Annotated in this window: 18 protein-coding genes; 9 read left to right on the top strand and 9 right to left on the bottom strand. The window is 42.2% G+C overall.

The window, feature by feature from the left end; genetic code table 11:
- The first annotated feature begins 4 nt into the window (after positions 1–4).
- Positions 5–895, top strand: coding sequence for a pantoate--beta-alanine ligase (gene panC / locus F0226_RS10820; protein WP_171735728.1), 891 nt, complete (start codon positions 5–7; stop codon positions 893–895).
- An 87-nt stretch (positions 896–982) separates the two neighbouring features.
- On the opposite strand, the gene F0226_RS10815 is transcribed toward panC, so the two are convergent.
- The 3 genes from F0226_RS10815 to F0226_RS10805 form a co-directional block, all read right to left on the bottom strand.
- On the bottom strand, positions 983–1,753 hold the full coding sequence (locus F0226_RS10815; RefSeq protein WP_171735641.1) for an ABC transporter permease: 771 nt from the start codon (positions 1,751–1,753) through the stop codon (positions 983–985).
- 1 nt (position 1,754) lies between these two features.
- The gene (locus tag F0226_RS10810; protein WP_171735640.1) at positions 1,755–2,672 is read right to left on the bottom strand and encodes an ABC transporter ATP-binding protein; all 918 of its coding nucleotides are present in this window, start codon (positions 2,670–2,672) and stop codon (positions 1,755–1,757) included.
- Positions 2,673–2,942: 270 nt separating this feature from the next.
- On the bottom strand, positions 2,943–4,613 hold the full coding sequence (locus tag F0226_RS10805) for a SulP family inorganic anion transporter (RefSeq protein WP_171735639.1): 1,671 nt from the start codon (positions 4,611–4,613) through the stop codon (positions 2,943–2,945).
- Positions 4,614–4,857: 244 nt separating this feature from the next.
- On the opposite strand from F0226_RS10805, the gene can reads away from it, so the two are divergent.
- A complete protein-coding gene (gene can / locus F0226_RS10800; RefSeq protein WP_171735638.1) occupies positions 4,858–5,517 on the top strand; it encodes a carbonate dehydratase in 660 nt (219 codons plus the stop codon).
- A 97-nt stretch (positions 5,518–5,614) separates the two neighbouring features.
- On the opposite strand, the gene hpt is transcribed toward can, so the two are convergent.
- Entirely contained in the window at positions 5,615–6,145 is a 531-nt protein-coding gene (hpt, locus tag F0226_RS10795; protein ID WP_171735637.1) for a hypoxanthine phosphoribosyltransferase, read from the bottom strand.
- A gap of 338 nt (positions 6,146–6,483) precedes the next feature.
- On the opposite strand from hpt, the gene F0226_RS10790 reads away from it, so the two are divergent.
- Positions 6,484–7,092, top strand: coding sequence for a LuxR/HapR/OpaR family quorum-sensing transcriptional regulator (locus F0226_RS10790; protein ID WP_137373389.1), 609 nt, complete (start codon positions 6,484–6,486; stop codon positions 7,090–7,092).
- 97 nt (positions 7,093–7,189) lie between these two features.
- Here the strand turns inward: F0226_RS10790 and lpdA are convergent, their stop codons facing one another.
- The 4 genes from lpdA to pdhR all read right to left on the bottom strand — a co-directional run bounded on the left by lpdA (position 7,190) and on the right by pdhR (position 14,259).
- Positions 7,190–8,617, bottom strand: coding sequence for a dihydrolipoyl dehydrogenase (gene lpdA / locus F0226_RS10785; protein WP_137373388.1), 1,428 nt, complete (start codon positions 8,615–8,617; stop codon positions 7,190–7,192).
- Between the two features lie 241 nt (positions 8,618–8,858).
- The gene (aceF, locus tag F0226_RS10780; protein WP_171735636.1) at positions 8,859–10,745 is read right to left on the bottom strand and encodes a pyruvate dehydrogenase complex dihydrolipoyllysine-residue acetyltransferase; all 1,887 of its coding nucleotides are present in this window, start codon (positions 10,743–10,745) and stop codon (positions 8,859–8,861) included.
- Positions 10,746–10,771: 26 nt separating this feature from the next.
- Entirely contained in the window at positions 10,772–13,435 is a 2,664-nt protein-coding gene (aceE, locus tag F0226_RS10775) for a pyruvate dehydrogenase (acetyl-transferring), homodimeric type (RefSeq protein ID WP_171735635.1), read from the bottom strand.
- A gap of 62 nt (positions 13,436–13,497) precedes the next feature.
- Positions 13,498–14,259 carry a pyruvate dehydrogenase complex transcriptional repressor PdhR gene (gene pdhR, locus F0226_RS10770; protein ID WP_137373617.1) on the bottom strand — a complete coding sequence of 254 codons (762 nt, stop codon included), beginning with the start codon at positions 14,257–14,259 and terminating at the stop codon, positions 13,498–13,500.
- A gap of 141 nt (positions 14,260–14,400) precedes the next feature.
- Here pdhR and F0226_RS10765 point away from each other — a divergent pair, with 141 nt between their 5' ends.
- Complete coding sequence (locus tag F0226_RS10765; RefSeq protein WP_171735634.1) at positions 14,401–14,655, top strand: hypothetical protein; 255 nt, start codon at positions 14,401–14,403, stop codon at positions 14,653–14,655.
- A gap of 59 nt (positions 14,656–14,714) precedes the next feature.
- On the opposite strand, the gene ampD is transcribed toward F0226_RS10765, so the two are convergent.
- The gene (ampD, locus tag F0226_RS10760; protein ID WP_171735633.1) at positions 14,715–15,272 is read right to left on the bottom strand and encodes a 1,6-anhydro-N-acetylmuramyl-L-alanine amidase AmpD; all 558 of its coding nucleotides are present in this window, start codon (positions 15,270–15,272) and stop codon (positions 14,715–14,717) included.
- Between the two features lie 134 nt (positions 15,273–15,406).
- On the opposite strand from ampD, the gene nadC reads away from it, so the two are divergent.
- The 5 genes from nadC (at position 15,407) to F0226_RS10735 (ending at position 20,927) form a co-directional block, all read left to right on the top strand.
- Positions 15,407–16,297, top strand: a complete 891-nt coding sequence (gene nadC / locus F0226_RS10755) for a carboxylating nicotinate-nucleotide diphosphorylase (RefSeq protein WP_171735632.1) — start codon at positions 15,407–15,409, stop codon at positions 16,295–16,297.
- 248 nt (positions 16,298–16,545) lie between these two features.
- Positions 16,546–17,007 (top strand): prepilin-type N-terminal cleavage/methylation domain-containing protein, encoded by a 462-nt coding sequence (locus F0226_RS10750; protein ID WP_171735631.1) that lies wholly within the window; start codon positions 16,546–16,548, stop codon positions 17,005–17,007.
- Complete coding sequence (gene pilB, locus F0226_RS10745) at positions 17,007–18,692, top strand: type IV-A pilus assembly ATPase PilB (protein WP_171735630.1); 1,686 nt, start codon at positions 17,007–17,009, stop codon at positions 18,690–18,692. Before F0226_RS10750 ends, pilB begins: the two co-directional genes overlap by 1 nt.
- 70 nt (positions 18,693–18,762) lie before the next feature.
- On the top strand, positions 18,763–19,986 hold the full coding sequence (locus F0226_RS10740) for a type II secretion system F family protein (RefSeq protein WP_171735629.1): 1,224 nt from the start codon (positions 18,763–18,765) through the stop codon (positions 19,984–19,986).
- Between the two features lie 71 nt (positions 19,987–20,057).
- Complete coding sequence (locus tag F0226_RS10735; protein WP_171735628.1) at positions 20,058–20,927, top strand: A24 family peptidase; 870 nt, start codon at positions 20,058–20,060, stop codon at positions 20,925–20,927.
- Positions 20,928–20,929 lie beyond the last annotated feature (2 nt).

Below are 20,929 nucleotides of genomic sequence, written 5' to 3'. Positions count from 1 at the left end.
AATGATGCAAACTTTTGCTGATATAGCGGCTCTTCGTGAGCAAATCAAACAATACAAACGAGATGACCGTACTATTGCGTTTGTACCAACAATGGGCAATCTTCACGAAGGACACCTAACTTTAGTTAGAAAAGCTCGTGAACATGCCGATATTGTTGTGGTTAGCATTTTTGTTAACCCAATGCAGTTTGATCGCACGGATGACTTAAATAACTACCCTCGCACATTAGAAGCTGACTTGAGTAAGTTAACTGGTGAAGGTGTGGAACTGGTCTTCACACCAACTCCAGAGAGCATGTACCCAGAAGGTTTGGATAAGCAGACTTTCGTTGAAGTACCAGGCATATCTCATATGCTAGAAGGCGCTTCTCGCCCAGGTCACTTCCGCGGTGTGTCCACCATAGTGACCAAGTTATTTAACATTGTTCAGCCTAACTTTGCATGCTTTGGTGAAAAGGATTTTCAGCAACTGGCTGTGATTCGCCAAATGACATTAGATTTAGCACTCGATATTGAAATTATTGGAGTGCCGACAGTTCGTGAAATGGATGGCTTAGCCATGAGTTCTCGTAATAGTAATCTAACTATAGATGAACGCCAAAGAGCGCCAGTTCTAGCGCGCACAATGCGTTGGATAAGCAGTGCTATCCGTGGTGGTCGTGATGATTACGCTTCAGTGATTGAAGATGCGAACGATCAACTACGCGCAGCTGACTTACAGCCAGATGAGATTTTCATCTGTGATGCGAAAACTATGCAAGCGATTACCGCTGATTCCACGCAAGCTGTTATCTTGATGTCTGCTTTCTTAGGTAAGACTCGTCTTATCGATAACCAAGTTCTAGATTTGGTTACCGAGACGAAAGAAGAAATGAAAGAAGAAACCGCTGAATAATCAGTTTCCTTCCTAGAGTGCAAAACATAAAAAAGGTCGATTAATATCGACCTTTTTCTTATTCAGTAATTCGTATATCCAAACATACTAGCTACGTAAGCCAATACCTTTTGTCACTAAGTAATGTGCGATTCCATATAGCACTACGATGAATGCCCCTAGCACACCAAATGACGTCACAATACCGACATCAGATACACCTAAGAAGCCATATCTAAACGCGTTCACCATGTAAACGATAGGGTTCAACTTAGACACACTCTGCCACATTTCAGGCAATAAGCTGATTGAATAGAAAACTCCACCAAGATACGTCAGCGGCGTTAAAATGAATGTCGGAATAATTGAGATATCATCAAATGTGCGAGCAAATACCGCGTTAATTAGACCACCAAGCGAAAACACCACTGAAGTCAAAAATACAGTCGCTATGATCACGCCCCAATGGTCAACCTGCAGGTCAACAAAGAACAGAGAAACAAACGTCACTATCGTGCCCACCAATAAGCCACGTACCACGCCGCCCATTACGAAACCCGCAATGATCACATAGTTGGGAACAGGTGCGACTAACAGCTCTTCAATATTCTTTTGGAACTTAGCACTAAAGAACGAGGAAGCGACATTAGAATAAGAGTTGGTGATCACCGACATCATGATCAAACCAGGAACAATGTATTCCATGTAGCTAAAGCCATTCATCTCACCAATTCGGGAACCAATCAAATTGCCAAAAATGATGAAATACAACGTCATAGTAATCGCGGGCGGAACTAATGTTTGCACCCAGATACGCGTGAAGCGATTGATTTCTTTGCTCAATAAACTGCGGAAAGCGGTCCAGTATAGACTGTACATATTATTTGCTCCCTTCACGGACAATACTCACAAATAGTTCTTCTAAACGGTTTGCTTTATTACGCATAGAAAGGACTTTTACATTTTGCTCACTTAATTGAGCAAAGATCGTATTCAAACCTAGGTTCTTATCAATTTCGATTTCTAATGAGCCATTCACCATCACTTGGCTATTTACACCTTCTAGCTTAGGTCCAGACACGCCCTCTTCTAAATCAAAAATAAAAGTCTCCGCACTTAACTTACCAAGTAATGACTTCATCGTTGTATTCTCAATCAGCTCACCGCGATTAATGATACCGATATTACGACACAGCATTTCTGCCTCTTCTAGGTAGTGCGTTGTTAAGATAATGGTAATGCCCTGCTTTTCGTTGATCTCTTTGAGGAACTCCCACATTGAACGTCGCAGTTCAATATCAACCCCAGCAGTAGGCTCATCTAGGATCAGCAATTGTGGCTCATGCATCAATGCACGAGCAATCATCAAACGACGCTTCATACCACCAGACAGATTACGAGCTCGCTCGTTACGCTTTTCCCATAGGTCCAACTGAGTCAGGTACTTTTCAGCACGCTCTTTCGCTAGCGGTCTTGGCACACCGTAGTAACCAGCTTGCTGAAGTACAATTTGTTCAACGGTTTCAAAAGGGTTGAAATTAAATTCTTGAGGAACCAAGCCTAAGTTCTGCTTTGCTAACTCAAGGTCGGTATCTATGTCATAACCGAATACTTTAACCTGACCTGAAGTCTTGTTAACCAGAGAGGATATAATACCAATAGTGGTAGATTTACCGGCACCATTAGGGCCAAGCAGCGCGTAAAAGTCACCTTTTTTAACGCTTAAACTCACGCCTTTTAAGGCTTCAAAGCCACCAGCATAAGTTTTTATTAACTGTTCAATTTCCAGAGCATACATAAAGATACATTGCCATTTTATGATTATTAATCGTATATTTTTCGATCCACAATTCTCAAACCATGAGATCTCACGGTTCTTGAACACTGTATGACGATCATTTTGCCAGCAAGTCTATCGTTCATTCACGATGAATACAAATAAGCATTGAGGCTTTTCCCATTTTTAGAATTTTCTAAAGTAGACAAAGCTATGCGGCACAAACAAAAACGCCGTTAAGCGAGAAACTCAACGGCGTTATTCATACAATATTAAAGCCAAACCTACACGTTAAACCACGTCAAATTGGTGTTCATCTCTATCGACATAAGTTTTAGCTGCATTCAAAGCTTCGTATCTAAAGCGATAGGTGTTTGATTCAGGAACAAGGTCAATCACATGGAATTTCTCAAGCTGCTGACGGGTACTTTCATTTGGACACAGCAAGTAAACTTCACATTTCGCATCAAGTGCATCTTTAATCGCATTTTCCAGAGCCAAGCCTACTGTCACATCGATCATTGGAACATCCGTTAAATCGAGTATCATCACCTCATAGTCTGCAATACTAGAGTGTTGACGAGATATCGCCTTTGAGACGCTGAAGATCATAGGACCAGACAGATAGAAAAACAGAACTTTACCATTAGCACTATCAAGTAACTGACGTTCGCTATCCGTTAATGGTAGGTCATCTTCATCAGCATCACTGATTGCTTTAACCTGCCTTGCTTGCTCACGACTCAAACGTTCAATAATTAAAATATTTGAAATGAACACGCCAAGCCCAACCGCGACAATCAAGTCAACAAACACGGTTAATAGCATGACGCCATACATGATCGCCATGCCAGCAAAGCTCACCTTATGAGCACGCTGAATGAAACTCCAATCAAGAATGTTAAAACCAACATAAACAGCAATGCCAGCAAGAACAGCCATTGGGATAGGTTCTGTTAACCCACCAGCAACTAGCACAACAAGCGCGAGTACCAACGCCCTGATCACACCAGAAAGCGGAGAACGGGCCCCGACCTGGATATTCGTCACCGTGCCCATCGTTGCACCTGCACCAGGCAATGCTCCAAACAAACCCGAAAGAATATTCGCGATACCTTGACCACGAAGTTCTTTATCAGAGTCATGTTCTTTACGAGTCAACGAGTCCCCAATAACAGCCGTTAGTAGAGTATCAATACAACCTAATGTACCCAGCACTAAGGCATCGATGACCATCGTGGTAAACACTTCGGCATTAATTGTCGGAATAACTAATGAAGGAAGACCCGCTGGAATCTCACCGATGCGACGAATACTCTCTGTATCAAAAATGATGACAGATAATAAAGTCACAGCGATTAGAGCAACCAACTGAGCAGGAACATATTTGCGATATTTAGAAGGGAATAAGAAAAGAATCGCAAGTGTCAGTAACCCTAAAAACAGTTCACTGAACTTCATATTAGCGACAGTATCAGGCAATGCCGCCAAAGTCCCCATAACTCCACCAGAAGGTGCTGCGTGACCAAGTAATGGAGAAAGCTGCAAGATAATGAGTATGACCCCGATACCGGACATAAAGCCGGAAATCACACTGTAAGGCATCAAAGTGACATACTTACCTAACTTTAACGTCCCAAGTAATACTTGGAATGCACCTGCCATCATGACAACCGTAAAGGTCATCGCCATACCCGATTCAGGGTATTTTGCCATCATACTTGTCATCACTGCGGTCATGATGACGGTCATAGGTCCAGTTGGCTCAGAGATCAAACTGCTTGATCCGCCAAACAGTGCTGCAAATAAGCCAACCATAATGGCGCCCCATAAGCCCGCTTCTGCACCTGCACCTGAGGCAACACCAAAAGCAAGAGCTAAAGGCAAAGATATAATGGCCGTTGTTACACCACCAAACATATCCCCTTTTAGGTTCATATCTTCAAAACGACTTCCAAACACTATGCAGCTCCCTGCGAATAAAAACTCAAACCGTATTACTTTACCAAATGTGACAACTTTTCAGAAAGTGTTAATTCAATCACATTCATCATGACATATAACTGGATCGTATCATTAAAGGTAAGTTAATGATTTTGGGTGCTAGTACACGTCAGATGAGTACCGTGCAATGAAGTTTTATAGGGATTGAATTTGTAACATTGTGTATAGTTAAGAAACTTATTTAAGGGATATAAGACGTAAGATGCCAGAAATTAAACAGCTTTTTGAAAATAATTCGAAGTGGTCAGAATCAATTCGCTCTGAACGTCCGGAATACTTTACTGCACTTGAAGAAGGACAAAATCCTGGTTTTCTTTGGATCGGCTGCTCTGATAGCCGAGTACCTGCCGAACGTCTAACCGGTCTATACTCTGGTGAGCTTTTTGTTCACAGAAACGTTGCAAACCAAGTCATTCATACCGATTTGAACTGTTTATCTGTTGTGCAGTACGCTGTAGATGTCCTGAAAGTGAAGCATATTATTGTTTGTGGACATTACGGCTGTGGTGGTGTAACTGCTGCGATAGAGAACCCACAATTAGGGCTGATTAATAACTGGCTCCTGCATATTCGCGATCTTTACCTAAAACACCGTAACTGGTTAGGCGAATTGCCAAAGGAAAAGTGGGCCGATAAGCTGTGTGAAATTAACGCTGCAGAGCAGGTTTACAACTTGGGTAACTCAACAGTATTACAAAACGCTTGGGAGCGTGGACAGGAAGTTGAAGTCCATGGTGTTGTCTATGGTATTGGTGATGGCAAACTTCAAGATCTGGGCGTTCGCGGATCGAGTCGCGAATCTTTAGAAGTTAATTATCAAGCCTCCATGGCTAAAATTCTCAGTAGTGATGTTCTAAAATAAAAATTGCTATGCACTGAGAACTCAGCATTCAAAGAAAACGCCCACTATCAAATAGCGGGCGTTTTTAATTCAATTCATCAATCTTATACTCAGAAAACTATTCCTGAGGAACCACTTTACCGATGTATGGTAGGTGACGATATTTTTGAGCATAATCGATGCCAACTCCAACAACAAACTCATCTGGGATTTCAAAACCGATCCACTTAGTGTCTACGTGAACTTCACGACGAGAAGGTTTATCCAATAAAGTACAGATCTCGATAGACTTAGGACCGCGTAAGCTTAAGATTTCTTTAACCTTAGTTAACGTGTTACCCGTATCAATAATATCTTCAACAAGCAGTACGTCTTTACCTTGGATATCATCATCAAGATCTTTCAAGATACGTACATCACGTGAGCTTTCCATCGTATTACCGTAACTAGAAGCCGTCATGAAATCGACTTGGTGAGTTAGGTGAATCGCACGAGCCAGATCTGCCATAAAAACAAAAGATCCACGTAATAGGCCAACCAGTACTAAATCTTCACTACCTTGGTAATGTTCCGTGATCTGCTTACCTAGTTCATTTACTCGATCTTGAACTTCTTGCTCAGAGATCATGACTTCAACTGTATGCTTCATACTGCTCTCAATTCTATTGGGTAATTGCGACAAGTTTAGACTCTAACATGAATCTCTGCCGTTCATTTCGCGGCTAAGTCTAGCACTGCTCAAATAGCCACACCACCTTGAGGCTTCATTTTACTAGAGTTTATGAGGTGAAAGGGCTCCACCAACCTTCTTAGAAAACAGTTTGCAAGATTCCATGCCATTTAAAAAACAAAAACCGTATCAAAATTGATATAACTGTCTATAAAAGCATCAGAACTGTTTGACCATTTGCATATGCACCATTACACTCATTGTTCGTAAATAACAAAATAATCATTAATATAATAATTCGTTGGCAAGGAACTGATATGGACTCAATAGCTAAGAGACCTAGAACTAGGCTTTCCCCTCTAAAAAGAAAACTCCAGTTAATGGAGATCGCACTTGAAGTATTTGCTCGCCGTGGCATTGGTCGTGGTGGACACGCAGATATCGCTGAAATTGCTCAAGTGTCCGTTGCAACTGTCTTTAATTACTTCCCAACTCGTGAAGACCTTGTTGATGAAGTTTTGAACCATGTTGTACGTCAATTTTCTAATTTCTTAACAGATAACATTGACTTAGACCTACACGCAAAAGATAACCTGCAAAACATTGCTAATCAGATGGTGACACTAGTCGCTGATGATTGCCAATGGCTTAAAGTATGGTTTGAATGGAGTGCATCGACTCGCGATGAAGTTTGGCCGCTGTTTGTAACAACAAACCGCACAAACCAAGCGTTACTGAAGAATATGTTTACTAAAGCTATCGAACGTGAAGAAGTGTGTGATAAACACAGCCCTTCTCACTTAGTGAATTTGTTCCATGGTATTTGTTACTCACTGTTCATTCAGGCAAATCGTGCTCAATCACAAGAAGAACTAGATACGCTGACTGACAGCTACCTAAATATGCTTTGTATCTATAAGTCGTAAACTTCAAGTAGTAAAAATTCGTTTCATCTAGGCTTAAATAAAAAACCGCTGAATCATCAGCGGTTTTTTATTAACTTAAAAACAATTTAAAAGAGAATTACTTCTTCTTTTTCACTGCTTTTTTGTTAGGAAGGTCAGTGATTGAACCTTCGAATACTTCCGCAGCTAGACCAACAGACTCGTGTAGAGTTGGGTGAGCGTGGATAGTAAGAGCGATATCTTCTGCATCACAACCCATTTCAATTGCTAGGCCGATTTCACCAAGAAGCTCACCACCGTTAGTACCAACAACAGCACCACCGATTACGCGATGAGTTTCTTTATCGAAGATCATCTTAGTCATGCCGTCAGCACAGTCAGAAGCGATTGCACGACCAGAAGCAGCCCAAGGGAAAGTAGCAACTTCGTAGTTCAGGCCTTCCGCTTTTGCTTCTTTCTCAGTCTTACCTACCCAAGCTACTTCTGGCTCAGTGTACGCAATTGATGGAATTACTTTAGGATCGAAGTAGTGCTTCTTACCTGAGATAACTTCAGCAGCTACGTGACCTTCATGCACACCTTTGTGAGCAAGCATTGGTTGACCAACTACGTCACCGATCGCGTGGATGTGAGCAACGTTAGTACGCATTTGCTTATCAACATTGATGAAACCGCGCTCATCAACTTCGATACCCGCTTTTTCAGCGTCGATAAGTGCACCGTTTGGAACACGACCGATAGCAACAAGAACCGCATCGTAGCGCTCAGCTTCAGCTGGTGCTTTTTTGCCTTCCATTGAAACGTAGATACCATCTTCTTTCGCTTCAACAGCTGTTACTTTAGTCTCAAGCATAAGCTTGAACTTATCTTTGATGCGTTTAGTGAAGACTTTAACGATGTCTTTATCCGCAGCAGGGATAACTTGATCGAACATCTCAACAACATCAACTTTAGAACCTAGAGAGTGGTAAACCGTACCCATCTCAAGACCGATGATACCACCACCCATGATAAGCAGTTTTTCTGGTACTTCTTTCAGCTCTAGTGCATCCGTAGAATCCCAAATACGTGGATCTTCATGTGGGATGAACGGAAGTTTGATTGGGCGAGAACCCGCAGCGATGATTGCGTTATCAAAGTTAACTGTTGTCGTTTCTTCGCCAACAACTTCAATGCTGTTAGGGCTAGTGAATTTACCAAAGCCATTAACAACCGTTACTTTACGCATCTTAGCCATACCGCCAAGACCGCCAGTTAGTTGATCAACAACCTTATCTTTCCAGATACGAATTTTGTTGATGTCTGTTTGTGGTTCACCAAATACAACGCCGTGCTCAGCCATTGCTTTTGCTTCTTCAATTACTTTTGAAACGTGAAGAAGTGCTTTTGATGGAATACAACCAACGTTTAGACATACGCCGCCAAGAGAGCTGTAGCGCTCTACAAGTACAGTTTCAAGACCTAAGTCTGCACAACGGAATGCTGCTGAGTAACCAGCAGGACCTGAACCAAGTACAACAACTTGGGCTTTAATTTCTTTGCTCATTGTGACCTCTTGTAGTCATTATCCCTAACAGGCTAAGTAGGTGTTCTTAAATTATTGGACTTTCAAACAGGAAACATTTTACAGAGATGTTAACAGTGTGAAAGTAGCTTTAAGTTAGCCTGTGAGCTAGACAACAATTCCCTTCCAGTTTATGAAACATGCAGGTAACTGTTCTCTAAAAATAGTCTTTATATAAAGAATTAAGGTGACTCGAAAGTCACCTTAATAATTACTTTCTAAATTACAGTACTAGACGACGAATGTCAGATAGTGCGCTGTTTAGGAAAGTAATGAAGCGTGCACCTTCTGCACCATCGATCACACGGTGGTCGTATGATAGAGACAGTGGAAGCTGTAGACGTGGTTGGAATTCTTTACCATTCCAAACTGGCTTAATTTCAGACTTAGACACACCTAAGATGCCTACTTCTGGAGCATTTACGATTGGAGTAAATGCAGTACCGCCAATACCACCAAGGCTAGAAATTGTGAAACAACCGCCTTGCATGTCTGCTGCTGTTAACTTACCAGAACGTGCTTTCTTAGAAACAGCCATTAGCTCTTCAGATAGCTCGTAAATGCCTTTCTTGTTCACGTCTTTGAATACAGGAACAACTAGACCATTTGGCGTATCAACAGCGATACCCACGTTTACGTACTTCTTAAGAATGATGCTTTCGCCATCTTCAGAAAGAGAAGAGTTAAACGCTGGGAATGCTTCTAGCGCTTTAGCAACAGCTTTCATGATGAACACAAGTGGAGTGATCTTCATGCCAGTGTCTTTCTTCGCTTCGATTGCGTTCTGTTCTTTACGGAATGCTTCTAGCTCAGTGATGTCTGCGTTGTCCCACTGTGTAACGTGAGGGATCATTACCCAGTTACGATGTAGGTTAGCGCCAGAGATTTTCTTGATCTTAGAAAGTTTCTGAACTTCAGTTTCGCCGAACTTGCTGAAGTCAACTTTTGGCCATGGTAGTAGACCAAGAGCAGAACCGTCGCCGCCTTTACCTGATGCTGCTGCACCAGATTCAAGACGCTTAAGTGCATCTTTAACGTAAGACTGGACGTCTTCTTTAAGTACGCGACTCTTACGACCAGTACCTTTAACTTTCGCTAGGTTTACACCGAATTCACGAGCTAGACGACGAACAACTGGAGATGCGTGAGCGTACTCGCCGTTCTCTTGGAAGTCGTTAGCTGCTGGAGCTTCTGCTTTTGCCGCAGGTGCAGGTGCTGCTGCCGGAGCTGCTGCTTGTGCTGGAGCTGAAGCCACCACTGCTACTGGTGCTGCGCCTTCAACAACGAAAGTCATGATTGAAGAACCCGTTGACACTTTGTCACCAGCTGCAATCTTGATTTCTTTCACTGTTCCAGCGAATGGTGCAGGAACTTCCATTGAAGCTTTGTCGCCTTCAACAGTAATTAGAGATTGCTCTTCCTCTACTGTATCGCCAACCGCTACCATGATTTCAGTAACTTCTACTTCATCACCACCGATATCAGGAACGTTTACTTCTTTCTCAGCAGATGCTGCTGGAGCCGCTGCAACTGGTGCTGCTGCCGCAGAAGCAGGAGCCGCTGCAGGTGCTGAACCAGCAATTTCAAATACCATTACTAGAGAACCAGTAGATACTGAATCACCAGAAGCGATCTTGATTTCTTTAACGATACCAGCGAATGGCGCAGGAACTTCCATTGAAGCCTTGTCACCTTCAACAGTAAGAAGAGATTGCTCTTCTTCTACTGCGTCACCGATAGCAACCATGATTTCAGTTACTTCAACTTCATCACCGCCGATATCAGGAACGTGAACTTCTTTAAGCTCAGCAACTGATGCCGCAGCAGGAGCAGCTACAGGAGCCGCTTCAACTGCTGGAGCAGCCGGTGCTGCTGCACCTTCCGCTTCAAAGATCATGATAAGAGAACCAGTAGAAACAGAATCGCCTTCCGCTATTTTGATTTCTTTAACGATACCCGCTTGAGACGCAGGAACTTCCATTGAAGCTTTGTCGCCTTCAACAGTGATCAGTGACTGCTCTTCTTCAACCTTGTCGCCAACGTTTACAAGAATCTCAGTTACTTCAACCTCGTCAGCACCGATGTCTGGTACATTAATTTCGATTGTCATTGTATTTACCTACCTTAATGCCAGTCTTATGCGTATTGCGGGTTAATTTTGTCTGCGTCGATGCCGAATTTAGCAATTGCTTCAGCAACTACTGATTTCTCAACATCACCACGTTTAGCCAGTTCAGTAAGCGCAGCAACTACAACGTAGCCTGCATTTACTTCGAAGTGACGACGTAGGTTTTCACGGCTATCTGAACGACCGAAGCCGTCAGTACCAAGTACTTTGTAAGACTCAGAAGGCATGAATGCACGTACTTGCTCAGCGTAGTTCTTCATGTAATCCGTTACTGCGATTGCAGGCTCGTTACCAAGAACAGTTGTGATGTACGGTACTTTCTCTTCAGCTTCTGGGTGAAGCATGTTGTCACGCTCTACCGCTTGACCGTCACGAGTCAGTTCGTTGAAAGACGTTACAGAGAATACGTCAGATGCTACACCGTACTCTTCGCTCAGGATTTGAGCTGCTTTACGTGCTTCGTTCATGATAGTACCAGAGCTCATTAGCTGAACCTTAGACTTAGAACCAGCGTAAGATTCAAGCTTGTAGATACCCTTACGAATGCCTTCTTCAGCGCCTTCTGGCATTGCTGGCATTGCGTAGTTCTCGTTCATTACTGTTAGGTAGTAGTAAACGTTCTCTTGGTTCTCACCGTACATGCGACGAATACCGTCTTGCATGATTACCGCTAGCTCGTAAGCAAACGTTGGGTCGTAAGAGATACAGTTAGGTACTGTGTTCGCCATGATGTGCGAGTGGCCATCTTCGTGCTGTAGACCTTCACCGTTTAGCGTAGTACGACCAGCAGTAGCACCCAGTAGGAAACCACGAGCTTGTTGGTCACCAGCTAGCCATGCCATGTCACCAATACGTTGGAAACCGAACATTGAGTAGTAGATGTAGAACGGGATCATCGGCAGATCGTTTGTGCTGTATGAAGTTGCAGCTGCAACCCATGAAGCCATCGAACCTAGCTCATTGATACCTTCTTGAAGAACTTGACCAGACGTTGCTTCTTTGTAGTAAGAAACGATGCCTTTATCTTCAGGTGTGTAATCTTGACCGTGTGGGTTGTAAATACCAACCTGACGGAATAGACCTTCCATACCGAATGTACGAGCTTCATCACAAATGATAGGAACGATGTTCTTACCAATGTTCTTATCTTTAAGAAGGATGTTTAGCGTACGTACATAAGCCATAGTTGTAGAGATATCACGCTTCTGTTCACCTAGTAGTGGAGAGAAAGCTTCTAGCTCAGGCACTTTAAATTCTTGAGTGAATTTAGGCAGACGCTGAGGTGTGTAACCATGTAGAGCGTTACGACGAGCGTGCATGTATTCATATTCAGCAGAACCTTCTTCCAGTTTTAGATATGGAAGTTCAGCAATTTTCTCATCAGAAAGAATATCTTCTAGACCTAGGCGATCACGTAGGTGTTGAACATGAGTCATGTCCATTTTCTTAACACCGTGCGCAATGTTCTTACCTTCAGCTGCATCACCCATGCCGTAACCTTTAACCGTCTTAGCTAGGATTACAGTTGGCTTACCGTTTGTCTCTTTTGCATTGTTGAATGCAGCAAACAGTTTAGAAGAATCGTGGCCACCACGCTTAAGCGCGAAGATTTCATCATCTGTCATATCTGCAACTAGTGCAGCTGTTTCTGGGTACTTACCAAAGAAGTGCTCACGTACGTACGCGCCATCTTTAGATTTGAATGTCTGGTAGTCACCGTCGATAGTTTCGTTCATTAATTGAAGAAGCTTACCAGTCGTGTCTTTAGCTAGTAGAGAATCCCAGTTGCTACCCCAGATAACTTTAACAACGTTCCAACCTGCGCCTTTGAATAGACCTTCAAGTTCTTGAATGATGCTACCGTTACCCATAACAGGACCGTCTAGACGCTGTAGGTTACAGTTGATTAGGAAACATAGGTTGTCTAGCTTCTCACGCGCAGCGAAAGAGATAGCACCACGTGATTCTGGCTCATCCATCTCACCGTCACCTAGGAACGCGTATACGCGTTGCGCTGAAGTTTCTTTCAGACCACGACCGTCAAGGTACTTAAGGAAGCGCGCTTGGTAGATAGCAGAGATAGGACCAAGACCCATAGATACTGTTGGGAACTGCCAGAACTCAGGCATCAGTTTAGGGTGCGGGTAAGAAGGGATACCTTTACCATCAACTTCTTGACGGAAGTTATCTAGCTGCTCTTCAGTTAGACGACCTTCAACGAATGCACGAGAGTAGATACCTGGAGAGATGTGACCTTGGTAATAAACTAGATCGCCACCGTCCGTCTCATTTGGAGCACGGAAGAAGTGGTTGAAACATACTTCGTAGAACGCAGCAGCTGACTGGTAAGAAGCCATGTGACCACCAAGGTCTAGGTCTTTCTTAGAAGCACGCAATACGATCATGATTGCGTTCCAGCGAATAATCGAACGAATACGACGCTCAAGAGTTACGTCACCAGGGTAAGCTGGCTCTTGTGCTGCTGGAATTGTGTTGATGTAGTTCGTGTTGATGCCTGTAGCCATATCAACACCATCTAAACGCGCTTTATCTAGAACTTGTTCTAGTAAAAACTGTGCACGTTCTACACCTTCTTCACGTACTACTGACTCAAGAGCTTCTAACCAATCTTGAGTTTCCAGAGCATCAACGTCATGCTTCATGTCAGACATGGCGATCTATCCTTTTTGTTAGTTGGATTCTACTAAACACGTAAAAAGCCGAAGTATTACGGCTATTTACCCTGTTGAATTCGACGTAAAGAACGTTCGCGTCGCGACTCTTCTTTAGTCAAATCCATCAATGTTTCTTCGATATAAGCTAAATGAGAATGTGACATTTCACGCGCCTGTTCTGGCTGTCCTGAAACAATCGCATCCACGATATTAGCTCGATGTATGCTTACTTTCTCTACAACATCTTGACGACGGTGTAATAGTTTTAAATTCTCTAAAATATTCTGCTCAAGTAACGGAGCGAGGCTTCGCACTATGTGGAGTAGCACCACATTATGTGCGGCTTCAGTTAGAGCAATAAGAAAAGCCATAACTGCAGCGGATTCAGCGTCGATATCGTTCTTTTCCTGCGCGCCGTGAATATTATCTTGGCAAGCCTGAATTCGAGCAAAATCTTCATCAGTTCCACGCAATGCTGCAAAGTAAGCTGAGATTCCTTCCATCGCATGACGCGACTCCAACAAGTCTAGTTGGGTTTCAGAATGGCTCGATAACAAATTAAGAAGAGGATCTGAAAAGCTTTTCCAAATATTCTCACTCACAAACGTTCCCCCACCTTGACGGCGAGTCAGTAAGCGTTTTGCTTCTAAACGTTGTATCGCTTCTCGGATTGACGGACGAGACACATCGAACTGTTTAGCCAGTTCACGCTCAGGCGGCAATTGCTGCCCTGGAGCCAGTGTTCCTTCCACTATCAACCTTTCTAACTCCTGCTCAATAACATCAGAGAGTTTTGGCTGACGAATCCTTTGATAAGCCATAATTTGTTGTTCTTCTTTTGCAGGTAATTGGTAATACCAATTTTTAATTTGCGCAGAAATTAACATAATTAAAACGCTACTGTCCAGCCTAAAATTGACCTGAATCATAGAACAAGGCGCGAATTAACCGTGAATTAACAAATGAAATTTAAAACAGCAACCAAATTGGTCTTACCATTTACAGAGGTAATACTTTCGGGGAGGATTCGTGCTAGAAAGTTTCAGGATAAAAATGAATTGTTTCAGATTGATTTACCTGACCCGTTCAAAAATCAAACCAACCGCACACTAAAAGAAGAAATTCTGTTCATAACTTTTAATATTCTTGTATTTGATAGCCCCATCACACTCTCTACTATTCATCGCTTTCAGCCAACCAATCTGATTACAAATTGATAACCAAATACATCAATCCAAGCATTGATGCTAAAAACATTCACGATGAAAAACTGCCGCTATAAAGAGGTAAGCCTCAATTTATCTTTAAATTTTACCCAATCAAATACTAGACCAGGATCCGTTTTACGCAACGGTGATATATATTGATGGCCAGTAATACGCGGGATGGTTACCTGAGGAAAATACTTCATCAAAGCTTCTGTAAGGGTTGATAAAGACAAGTACTGCTCTTTCGTATAAGAAACAAAATCACTGCCTTCTAATTCAATGCCTATCGAGTAATCATTGCATCTCTCTCTTCCAGCAAAGCTCGACTGTCCAGCATGCCAAGCCCGATCGTGAAAAGAGACAAATTGCACAACTTCTCCATCGCGACGAATCAAGCAGTGCGCAGAAACACCCATTTGATGAATAACTTCGAAGAACGGGTGCTCGGCTGGATTTAAGTTACCAGTAAAAAACTGCTCGATATACGGACCACCAAACTCGCCTGGTGGAAGGCTAATGTTGTGAACGACTAATAGTGAGACATCATCCGATTTAGGGCGAGAATCATAAAAAGGAGAAGGAACGTGCCTAGCATTTTCATACCAACCAGCAGTACTTATTGTCATTATTAACTCACTTAATTTATCAATAAAGAAACCTGATTCAGCTCAGACCTTTGCGCTTATCGGTTCAACTCTTTAATTTGCAGCTAAGCAAGAGTATCATTCCTACCCCACTCCCTTTCAAGATTAGATTTGCGATGAAAAATACACATAACAGCCAACAACGCCTTGACTACTTAAAAGAGCAATTACCATTAGAGATTACTCGAGCTGTAGCTGAGACTATTAGAGAAGATTTAGGCGGTACGCTTGATCCTATGGCTGATATTACTGCAAGTCTAATTCCTGCTGATGCGGTCAACACTGCAACCATCATTACCCGTGAACATGGTGTTTTTTGTGGTCAAGCATGGGCTGATGAAGTGTTTAAACAATTAGGCGGTGAAGTGACTATCGAGTGGAACGTACAAGACGGTGATAAGGTTGAACCAAATCAAACGCTTTGCACGTTAAGTGGTCCAGCACGCGCACTATTAACTGGTGAGCGTAATGCAATGAACTTCATTCAAACGCTATCAGGCTGCGCTTCTATCACCGCAACCTATGCAGAAAAGATCAAGCACACTGAATGTCGCTTATTGGATACACGAAAAACAATTCCAGGTCTGCGCAGCGCATTAAAATACGCAGTGGCATGTGGCGGTGGTTTCAATCACCGTATTGGTGTTTTTGACGCTTACCTAATTAAAGAAAACCACATCATCGCTTGTGGTGGTATTGAAAAAGCGATTTCAACAGCAAAGGAGTTAAACCCGGGAAAGCCTGTAGAAGTTGAAACGGAAAGCCTAGAAGAGTTGGAACAAGCCATCAATGCAGGTGCTGACATCATTATGCTAGATAACTTCACCACAGACATGATGCGTGAAGCCGTAAAATTAAATGCTGGACGTGCTGCTCTTGAAAATTCAGGAAATGTGACACTCGACACTATCGCTGAATATGCTGAAACCGGCGTTGATTACATCTCCGTTGGTGCACTGACCAAACATTTAAAAGCACTTGATCTATCCATGAGATTTCAAGCATAAAATTTCTTTAAGTAATTAATAATATTAAAGGTTCTGATGAAAATCAGAGCCTTTTTATTTGGGAATTTATCAATAATGAGAACGTAAATCTAACCTCGTCACATAATTTTGCAGCTCGAATGAAATTGAACATCAATAAACACTAAGCCACTCGAGCACCACCCCATACGGTATTTTTATTATCAAAGCAGACACCTATCATCGTTCCATCACAGGTTAGTGATCAATTAATCTATATGGAATACAACATGAAAAATAGAAATGCTAAAAAGCAAAATGGTTTTACGTTAATCGAGTTAATGATTGTAGTGGCGATTATTGGAATCCTGTCTGCATTTGCTGTACCTGCATACCAAAATTACACGATGCGCGCTCATGCAAGCGAAATGTTAAGTGCCTCTTCTGCATTTAAAACTGCAACTAGTATATGTTTACTTGACGGAGAAGCTGACTGCTCATCAGGGAATGGCGGTGTACCTGGAAATCAACAATTTCAAAAAGATGCTACCGATGATTTCACAGTATCTTCAACCATTGCTCAAGCAGCTTTAGGTACAGCAACAGGTAATGTTACAGCAACTGTTGCAGCTAAAGGAGCATTAGCTGCTAACTCTACTGTTGTTTTAACTCCAACAATATCTGCATCAGGAGTGACATGGGCAGTCACTTGTACTGGTGCTGGAAATGCGGATTGGTGTCCTGAAAGGTAATGCACACTAACCTCTCCACAATTCTTCGTCAGGCTAATTTGCTTAGCCTGATTCAAGAACAAGCCGTTGTGGATCATATCCAAGCTTCTGGTGCATCTACGCCAGAAGCTTTAGTTTCTCTTGGTTTCTTTAACTTTAAAGATCTCACTACACATCTGAGCGAAATTTTCGGCTTAGCTGTCGTTCAATTATCATCTATCGATTACCAATCTCTATGTGAACAACTTGGTTTACGTGAACTCATTACTAAGTACAACGCAATCCCCCTTAGTTGCTCATCGTCAACGCTAACCCTAGCGGTCGCTGACCCTACAAACTTACAAGCGGAAGATGATTTTAGATTTGCGACAGGATTGCAAATTGAAATGGTTTTAGCGAATTCAGATGAGCTCATTGGTGCTGTACGCCGTTTATACGGGCGAAGTATCTCTAACTCTGACTCCAACCTCAAAGAAATCAGTCAAGATGAATTAGCTAATCTAGTTCAAGTTTCTGATGATGAAGTCACTTCAATAGAAGACTTAAGCAAAGATGATTCACCCGTTAGCCGCTTCATAAACCAAATATTAGTAGATGCCGTGAGAAAAGGCGCATCCGATATTCATTTTGAACCTTACGAAGAGTCTTACCGAGTTAGGTTGCGTTGCGACGGTATCCTAGTTGAAACTCAGCAACCCGCCTCTCAACTAAGCCGTCGCCTGTCCGCTCGCTTAAAAATCCTTTCTAAGCTGGATATATCAGAGCGAAGACTCCCGCAAGATGGTCGTATTAAGTTACGCCTGAACGAAGAAATAGCCATTGATATGCGAGTCTCAACGCTTCCAACGTTATGGGGCGAAAAAATCGTACTTCGTTTGCTAGACAGCAGCGCTGCCAATCTAGATATTGATAAATTAGGCTACAGTGATGAACAAAAGCAATTGTACTTAAATGCATTGCAACGCCCGCAAGGCATGATCTTGATGACTGGGCCTACGGGGAGTGGAAAAACGGTATCTCTTTACACTGGTTTAAGGCTCCTCAATACACCAGAAAGAAACATATCGACTGCAGAAGATCCTGTAGAGATCAACTTATCAGGTATCAACCAAGTTCAAGTTACCCCTAAGATCGGTTTTGGTTTTGCAGAAGCCTTACGATCTTTTTTAAGGCAAGATCCAGATATCGTAATGGTTGGTGAAATACGTGATTTAGAAACTGCTGAGATCGCAATTAAAGCCTCTCAAACAGGCCACTTAGTTTTATCTACTTTACATACTAATTCAGCGGCAGAAACAGTCGCTCGACTTTCAAATATGGGGATAGAGCCTTTTAACCTCGCTTCTTCTTTAAGCCTCATTATTGCTCAAAGACTTGCACGCAGGTTGTGCAAGCATTGCAAAACCACAGACAGCTCTCCTCATATTTATCTAAAGCATCGTATACCAAGTGAATACACCATTTATCAAGCCAACAAATCTGGCTGTAATGAATGTACCAAGGGCTATTCAGGTCGTGTCGGTATCTATGAGGTCATGCCTTTTAGTGATGACTTAAAAGAAAACTTAATCACAAAACCAAATGCACTAGAAATAGAACAAATAGCGAAAAAAAACGGCATGAAAACTTTACAAGAATCCGGCATTCAAAAGCTTATTGAAGGCACTACTAGCTATCAGGAACTCCAGCGCGTTCTGTATTTATAACCTAACGATGAAAATGAACACTGTTTTTAGAAGCTAGCAATGGATGGTAGAGAAAGTTAATGGAGCAAAGATGAATAAAACAAGTCAATCACAATTAAAAAACTATCGTTGGAAAGGAATCAATAGCTCTGGAAAAAAAGTATCGGGGCAAACATTAGCGCTTACTGAAGTAGAAGTTAGAGAAAAACTCAAAGAGCAGCACATACAAATTAAGAAAATTAAAAAAAACAGTATTTCAACTTTAACGAAAATAACTAATCGAGTCACACCTCAAGACATTACCGTATTGACTAGGCAGCTGGCTACTATGCTTACAACAGGTGTGCCAATCATTCAGGCAATTAAATTGGTTTCAGATAATCACCGTAAAGCCGAAATGAAATCTATTTTATCCCACATAAGTAAGGGAGTAGAGGCGGGGACTCCAATATCTAAGTCCATGCGAACTGCAAGCCGCCATTTTGATGATCTATACACAGATTTGGTAGCTACCGGTGAATTATCAGGAACCTTGGCTGAAGTCTTTGAAAGGCTAGCTACTTATCGTGAAAAAAGTGAACAATTGAAAGCAAAGGTCATTAAAGCTCTGATTTATCCAGCCATGGTCGTTTTGGTTGCTCTTGCTGTTTCTTATTTGATGCTCACTATGGTTATTCCTGAATTCGAGTCAATGTTTTCAGGGTTTGGTGCAGAGCTTCCTTGGTTCACTCAGCAAGTTCTGCATTTATCTCACTGGATGCAAGCCTATAGTTTTTACGCTGCACTCGGTATCATCGTCTCTATTATCAGTTTTAAACTTATCCGAAAACGATCCTACTCAATTCGCTTAGCGACCAGCAGACTTGGCTTGAAATTTCCAGTTTTGGGCGATGTGATATCAAAAGCTTCCATAGCAAAATTCAGCCGAACTCTTTCCACCAGCTTCAGCTCTGGTATTCCTATTTTGACCAGCTTGAAAACCACCGCTAAAACAGCAGGTAACCTACATTATGAAGTCGCAATTGGCGAGGTTCATAGAGAAACAGCAGCTGGTATGCCAATGTATATCGCTATGCGTAACACCGATGCATTTCCAGAAATGGTACTACAAATGGTGATGATAGGTGAGGAATCTGGAAACCTAGACGACATGCTCAATAAAGTCGCGACTATTTATGAATTTGAAGTGGACAACACAGTCGATAACTTAGGCAAGATTCTCGAACCTCTAATCATCGTATTTCTTGGTACTGTTGTCGGGGGGCTTGTGGTTGCCATGTACTTACCAATATTTAACCTTATGAGTGTGATATGATAACTACTAGATTATTAAGATATTAATGAGTGGGCTTTGTACCACTCATCATTACATTGGTACCCCACACTATGGAAGTATTTGACTACTATCCTTGGCTATTTCCAACATTAGCTTTTATTTTTAGCCTACTAATTGGCAGCTTCCTAAATGTCGTGATCCATCGTTTACCTATAATGATGGAGAGAGAATGGAAACAAGAATGCTCAGAGTGCTTTCCTGAACACAATATCGCGGCACCAGAAGGAACCTTTAACTTAAGTGTTCCTCGTTCAACATGCCCAAAATGTTCAACACAACTTAGGCTTATTGATAATATCCCAATCCTTAGCTGGTTATTATTAAGAGGAAAGTGTCATAGCTGCTCCAATCCCATAAGTGTTCGTTACCCTTTAGTTGAATTACTCACCGCAACGTCGTGTTTAGTCGTTGCAAGCCATTTTGGTTTCAGCTACTACGCCGTTGCACTGTTATTTTTTACTTTTGTCCTTATTGCCGCCACGTTTATCGATCTCGATACTATGCTTCTTCCTGATCAATTAACATTACCTCTAATGTGGTCTGGTATTGCCCTTGCTCTATTTGGTATAAGCCCTATTTCACTACAGGACTCTGTCATCGGTGCAATGGCTGGTTACCTTTGCCTTTGGAGTGTCTACTGGGCATTTAAGTTATTGACAGGTAAAGATGGAATGGGCTTCGGTGATTTTAAATTACTCGCGGCGCTCGGATCCTGGTTAGGTTGGCAACATTTACCTCTAATAATCTTACTTTCATCACTTGTAGGACTGGTATTTGGTCTCATACAATTGCGGTTGAAACAGCAAGGTATCGACAAAGCCTTTCCATTTGGTCCTTACCTCGCCATTGCGGGCTGGGTGAGCCTCATTTGGGGTAATGATATTATGAATTGGTATTTCACTTCTGTACTAGGAATTTAACA

It is taken from the genome of Vibrio sp. 99-70-13A1, assembly GCF_013114625.1.
In the GTDB taxonomy this organism is placed as follows: Bacteria; Pseudomonadota; Gammaproteobacteria; order Enterobacterales; family Vibrionaceae; genus Vibrio.
Note: the sequence above shows the minus strand (reverse complement) of the source record. Positions and strands in the feature narration are given on the sequence as shown.

Bases quoted from the DNA above. Each gene is read 5' to 3' on its own strand.
- F0226_RS10740 (WP_171735629.1), top strand. From the start codon at position 18,763: ATGAATAAAACAAGTCAATCACAATTAAAAAACTATCGTTGGAAAGGA.
- F0226_RS10765 (WP_171735634.1), top strand. From the start codon at position 14,401: ATGAAATTTAAAACAGCAACCAAATTGGTCTTACCATTTACAGAGGTA.
- F0226_RS10750 (WP_171735631.1), top strand. From the start codon at position 16,546: ATGAAAAATAGAAATGCTAAAAAGCAAAATGGTTTTACGTTAATCGAG.
- lpdA (WP_137373388.1), bottom strand. From the start codon at position 8,617: ATGAGCAAAGAAATTAAAGCCCAAGTTGTTGTACTTGGTTCAGGTCCT.
- nadC (WP_171735632.1), top strand. From the start codon at position 15,407: ATGAAAAATACACATAACAGCCAACAACGCCTTGACTACTTAAAAGAG.
- aceE (WP_171735635.1), bottom strand. From the start codon at position 13,435: ATGTCTGACATGAAGCATGACGTTGATGCTCTGGAAACTCAAGATTGG.
- pdhR (WP_137373617.1), bottom strand. From the start codon at position 14,259: ATGGCTTATCAAAGGATTCGTCAGCCAAAACTCTCTGATGTTATTGAG.
- ampD (WP_171735633.1), bottom strand. From the start codon at position 15,272: ATGACAATAAGTACTGCTGGTTGGTATGAAAATGCTAGGCACGTTCCT.
- hpt (WP_171735637.1), bottom strand. From the start codon at position 6,145: ATGAAGCATACAGTTGAAGTCATGATCTCTGAGCAAGAAGTTCAAGAT.
- F0226_RS10735 (WP_171735628.1), top strand. From the start codon at position 20,058: ATGGAAGTATTTGACTACTATCCTTGGCTATTTCCAACATTAGCTTTT.
- aceF (WP_171735636.1), bottom strand. From the start codon at position 10,745: ATGACAATCGAAATTAATGTACCAGACATCGGTGCTGACGAGGTTGAA.
- can (WP_171735638.1), top strand. From the start codon at position 4,858: ATGCCAGAAATTAAACAGCTTTTTGAAAATAATTCGAAGTGGTCAGAA.
- F0226_RS10790 (WP_137373389.1), top strand. From the start codon at position 6,484: ATGGACTCAATAGCTAAGAGACCTAGAACTAGGCTTTCCCCTCTAAAA.
- F0226_RS10815 (WP_171735641.1), bottom strand. From the start codon at position 1,753: ATGTACAGTCTATACTGGACCGCTTTCCGCAGTTTATTGAGCAAAGAA.
- F0226_RS10810 (WP_171735640.1), bottom strand. From the start codon at position 2,672: ATGTATGCTCTGGAAATTGAACAGTTAATAAAAACTTATGCTGGTGGC.
- panC (WP_171735728.1), top strand. From the start codon at position 5: ATGCAAACTTTTGCTGATATAGCGGCTCTTCGTGAGCAAATCAAACAA.
- pilB (WP_171735630.1), top strand. From the start codon at position 17,007: ATGCACACTAACCTCTCCACAATTCTTCGTCAGGCTAATTTGCTTAGC.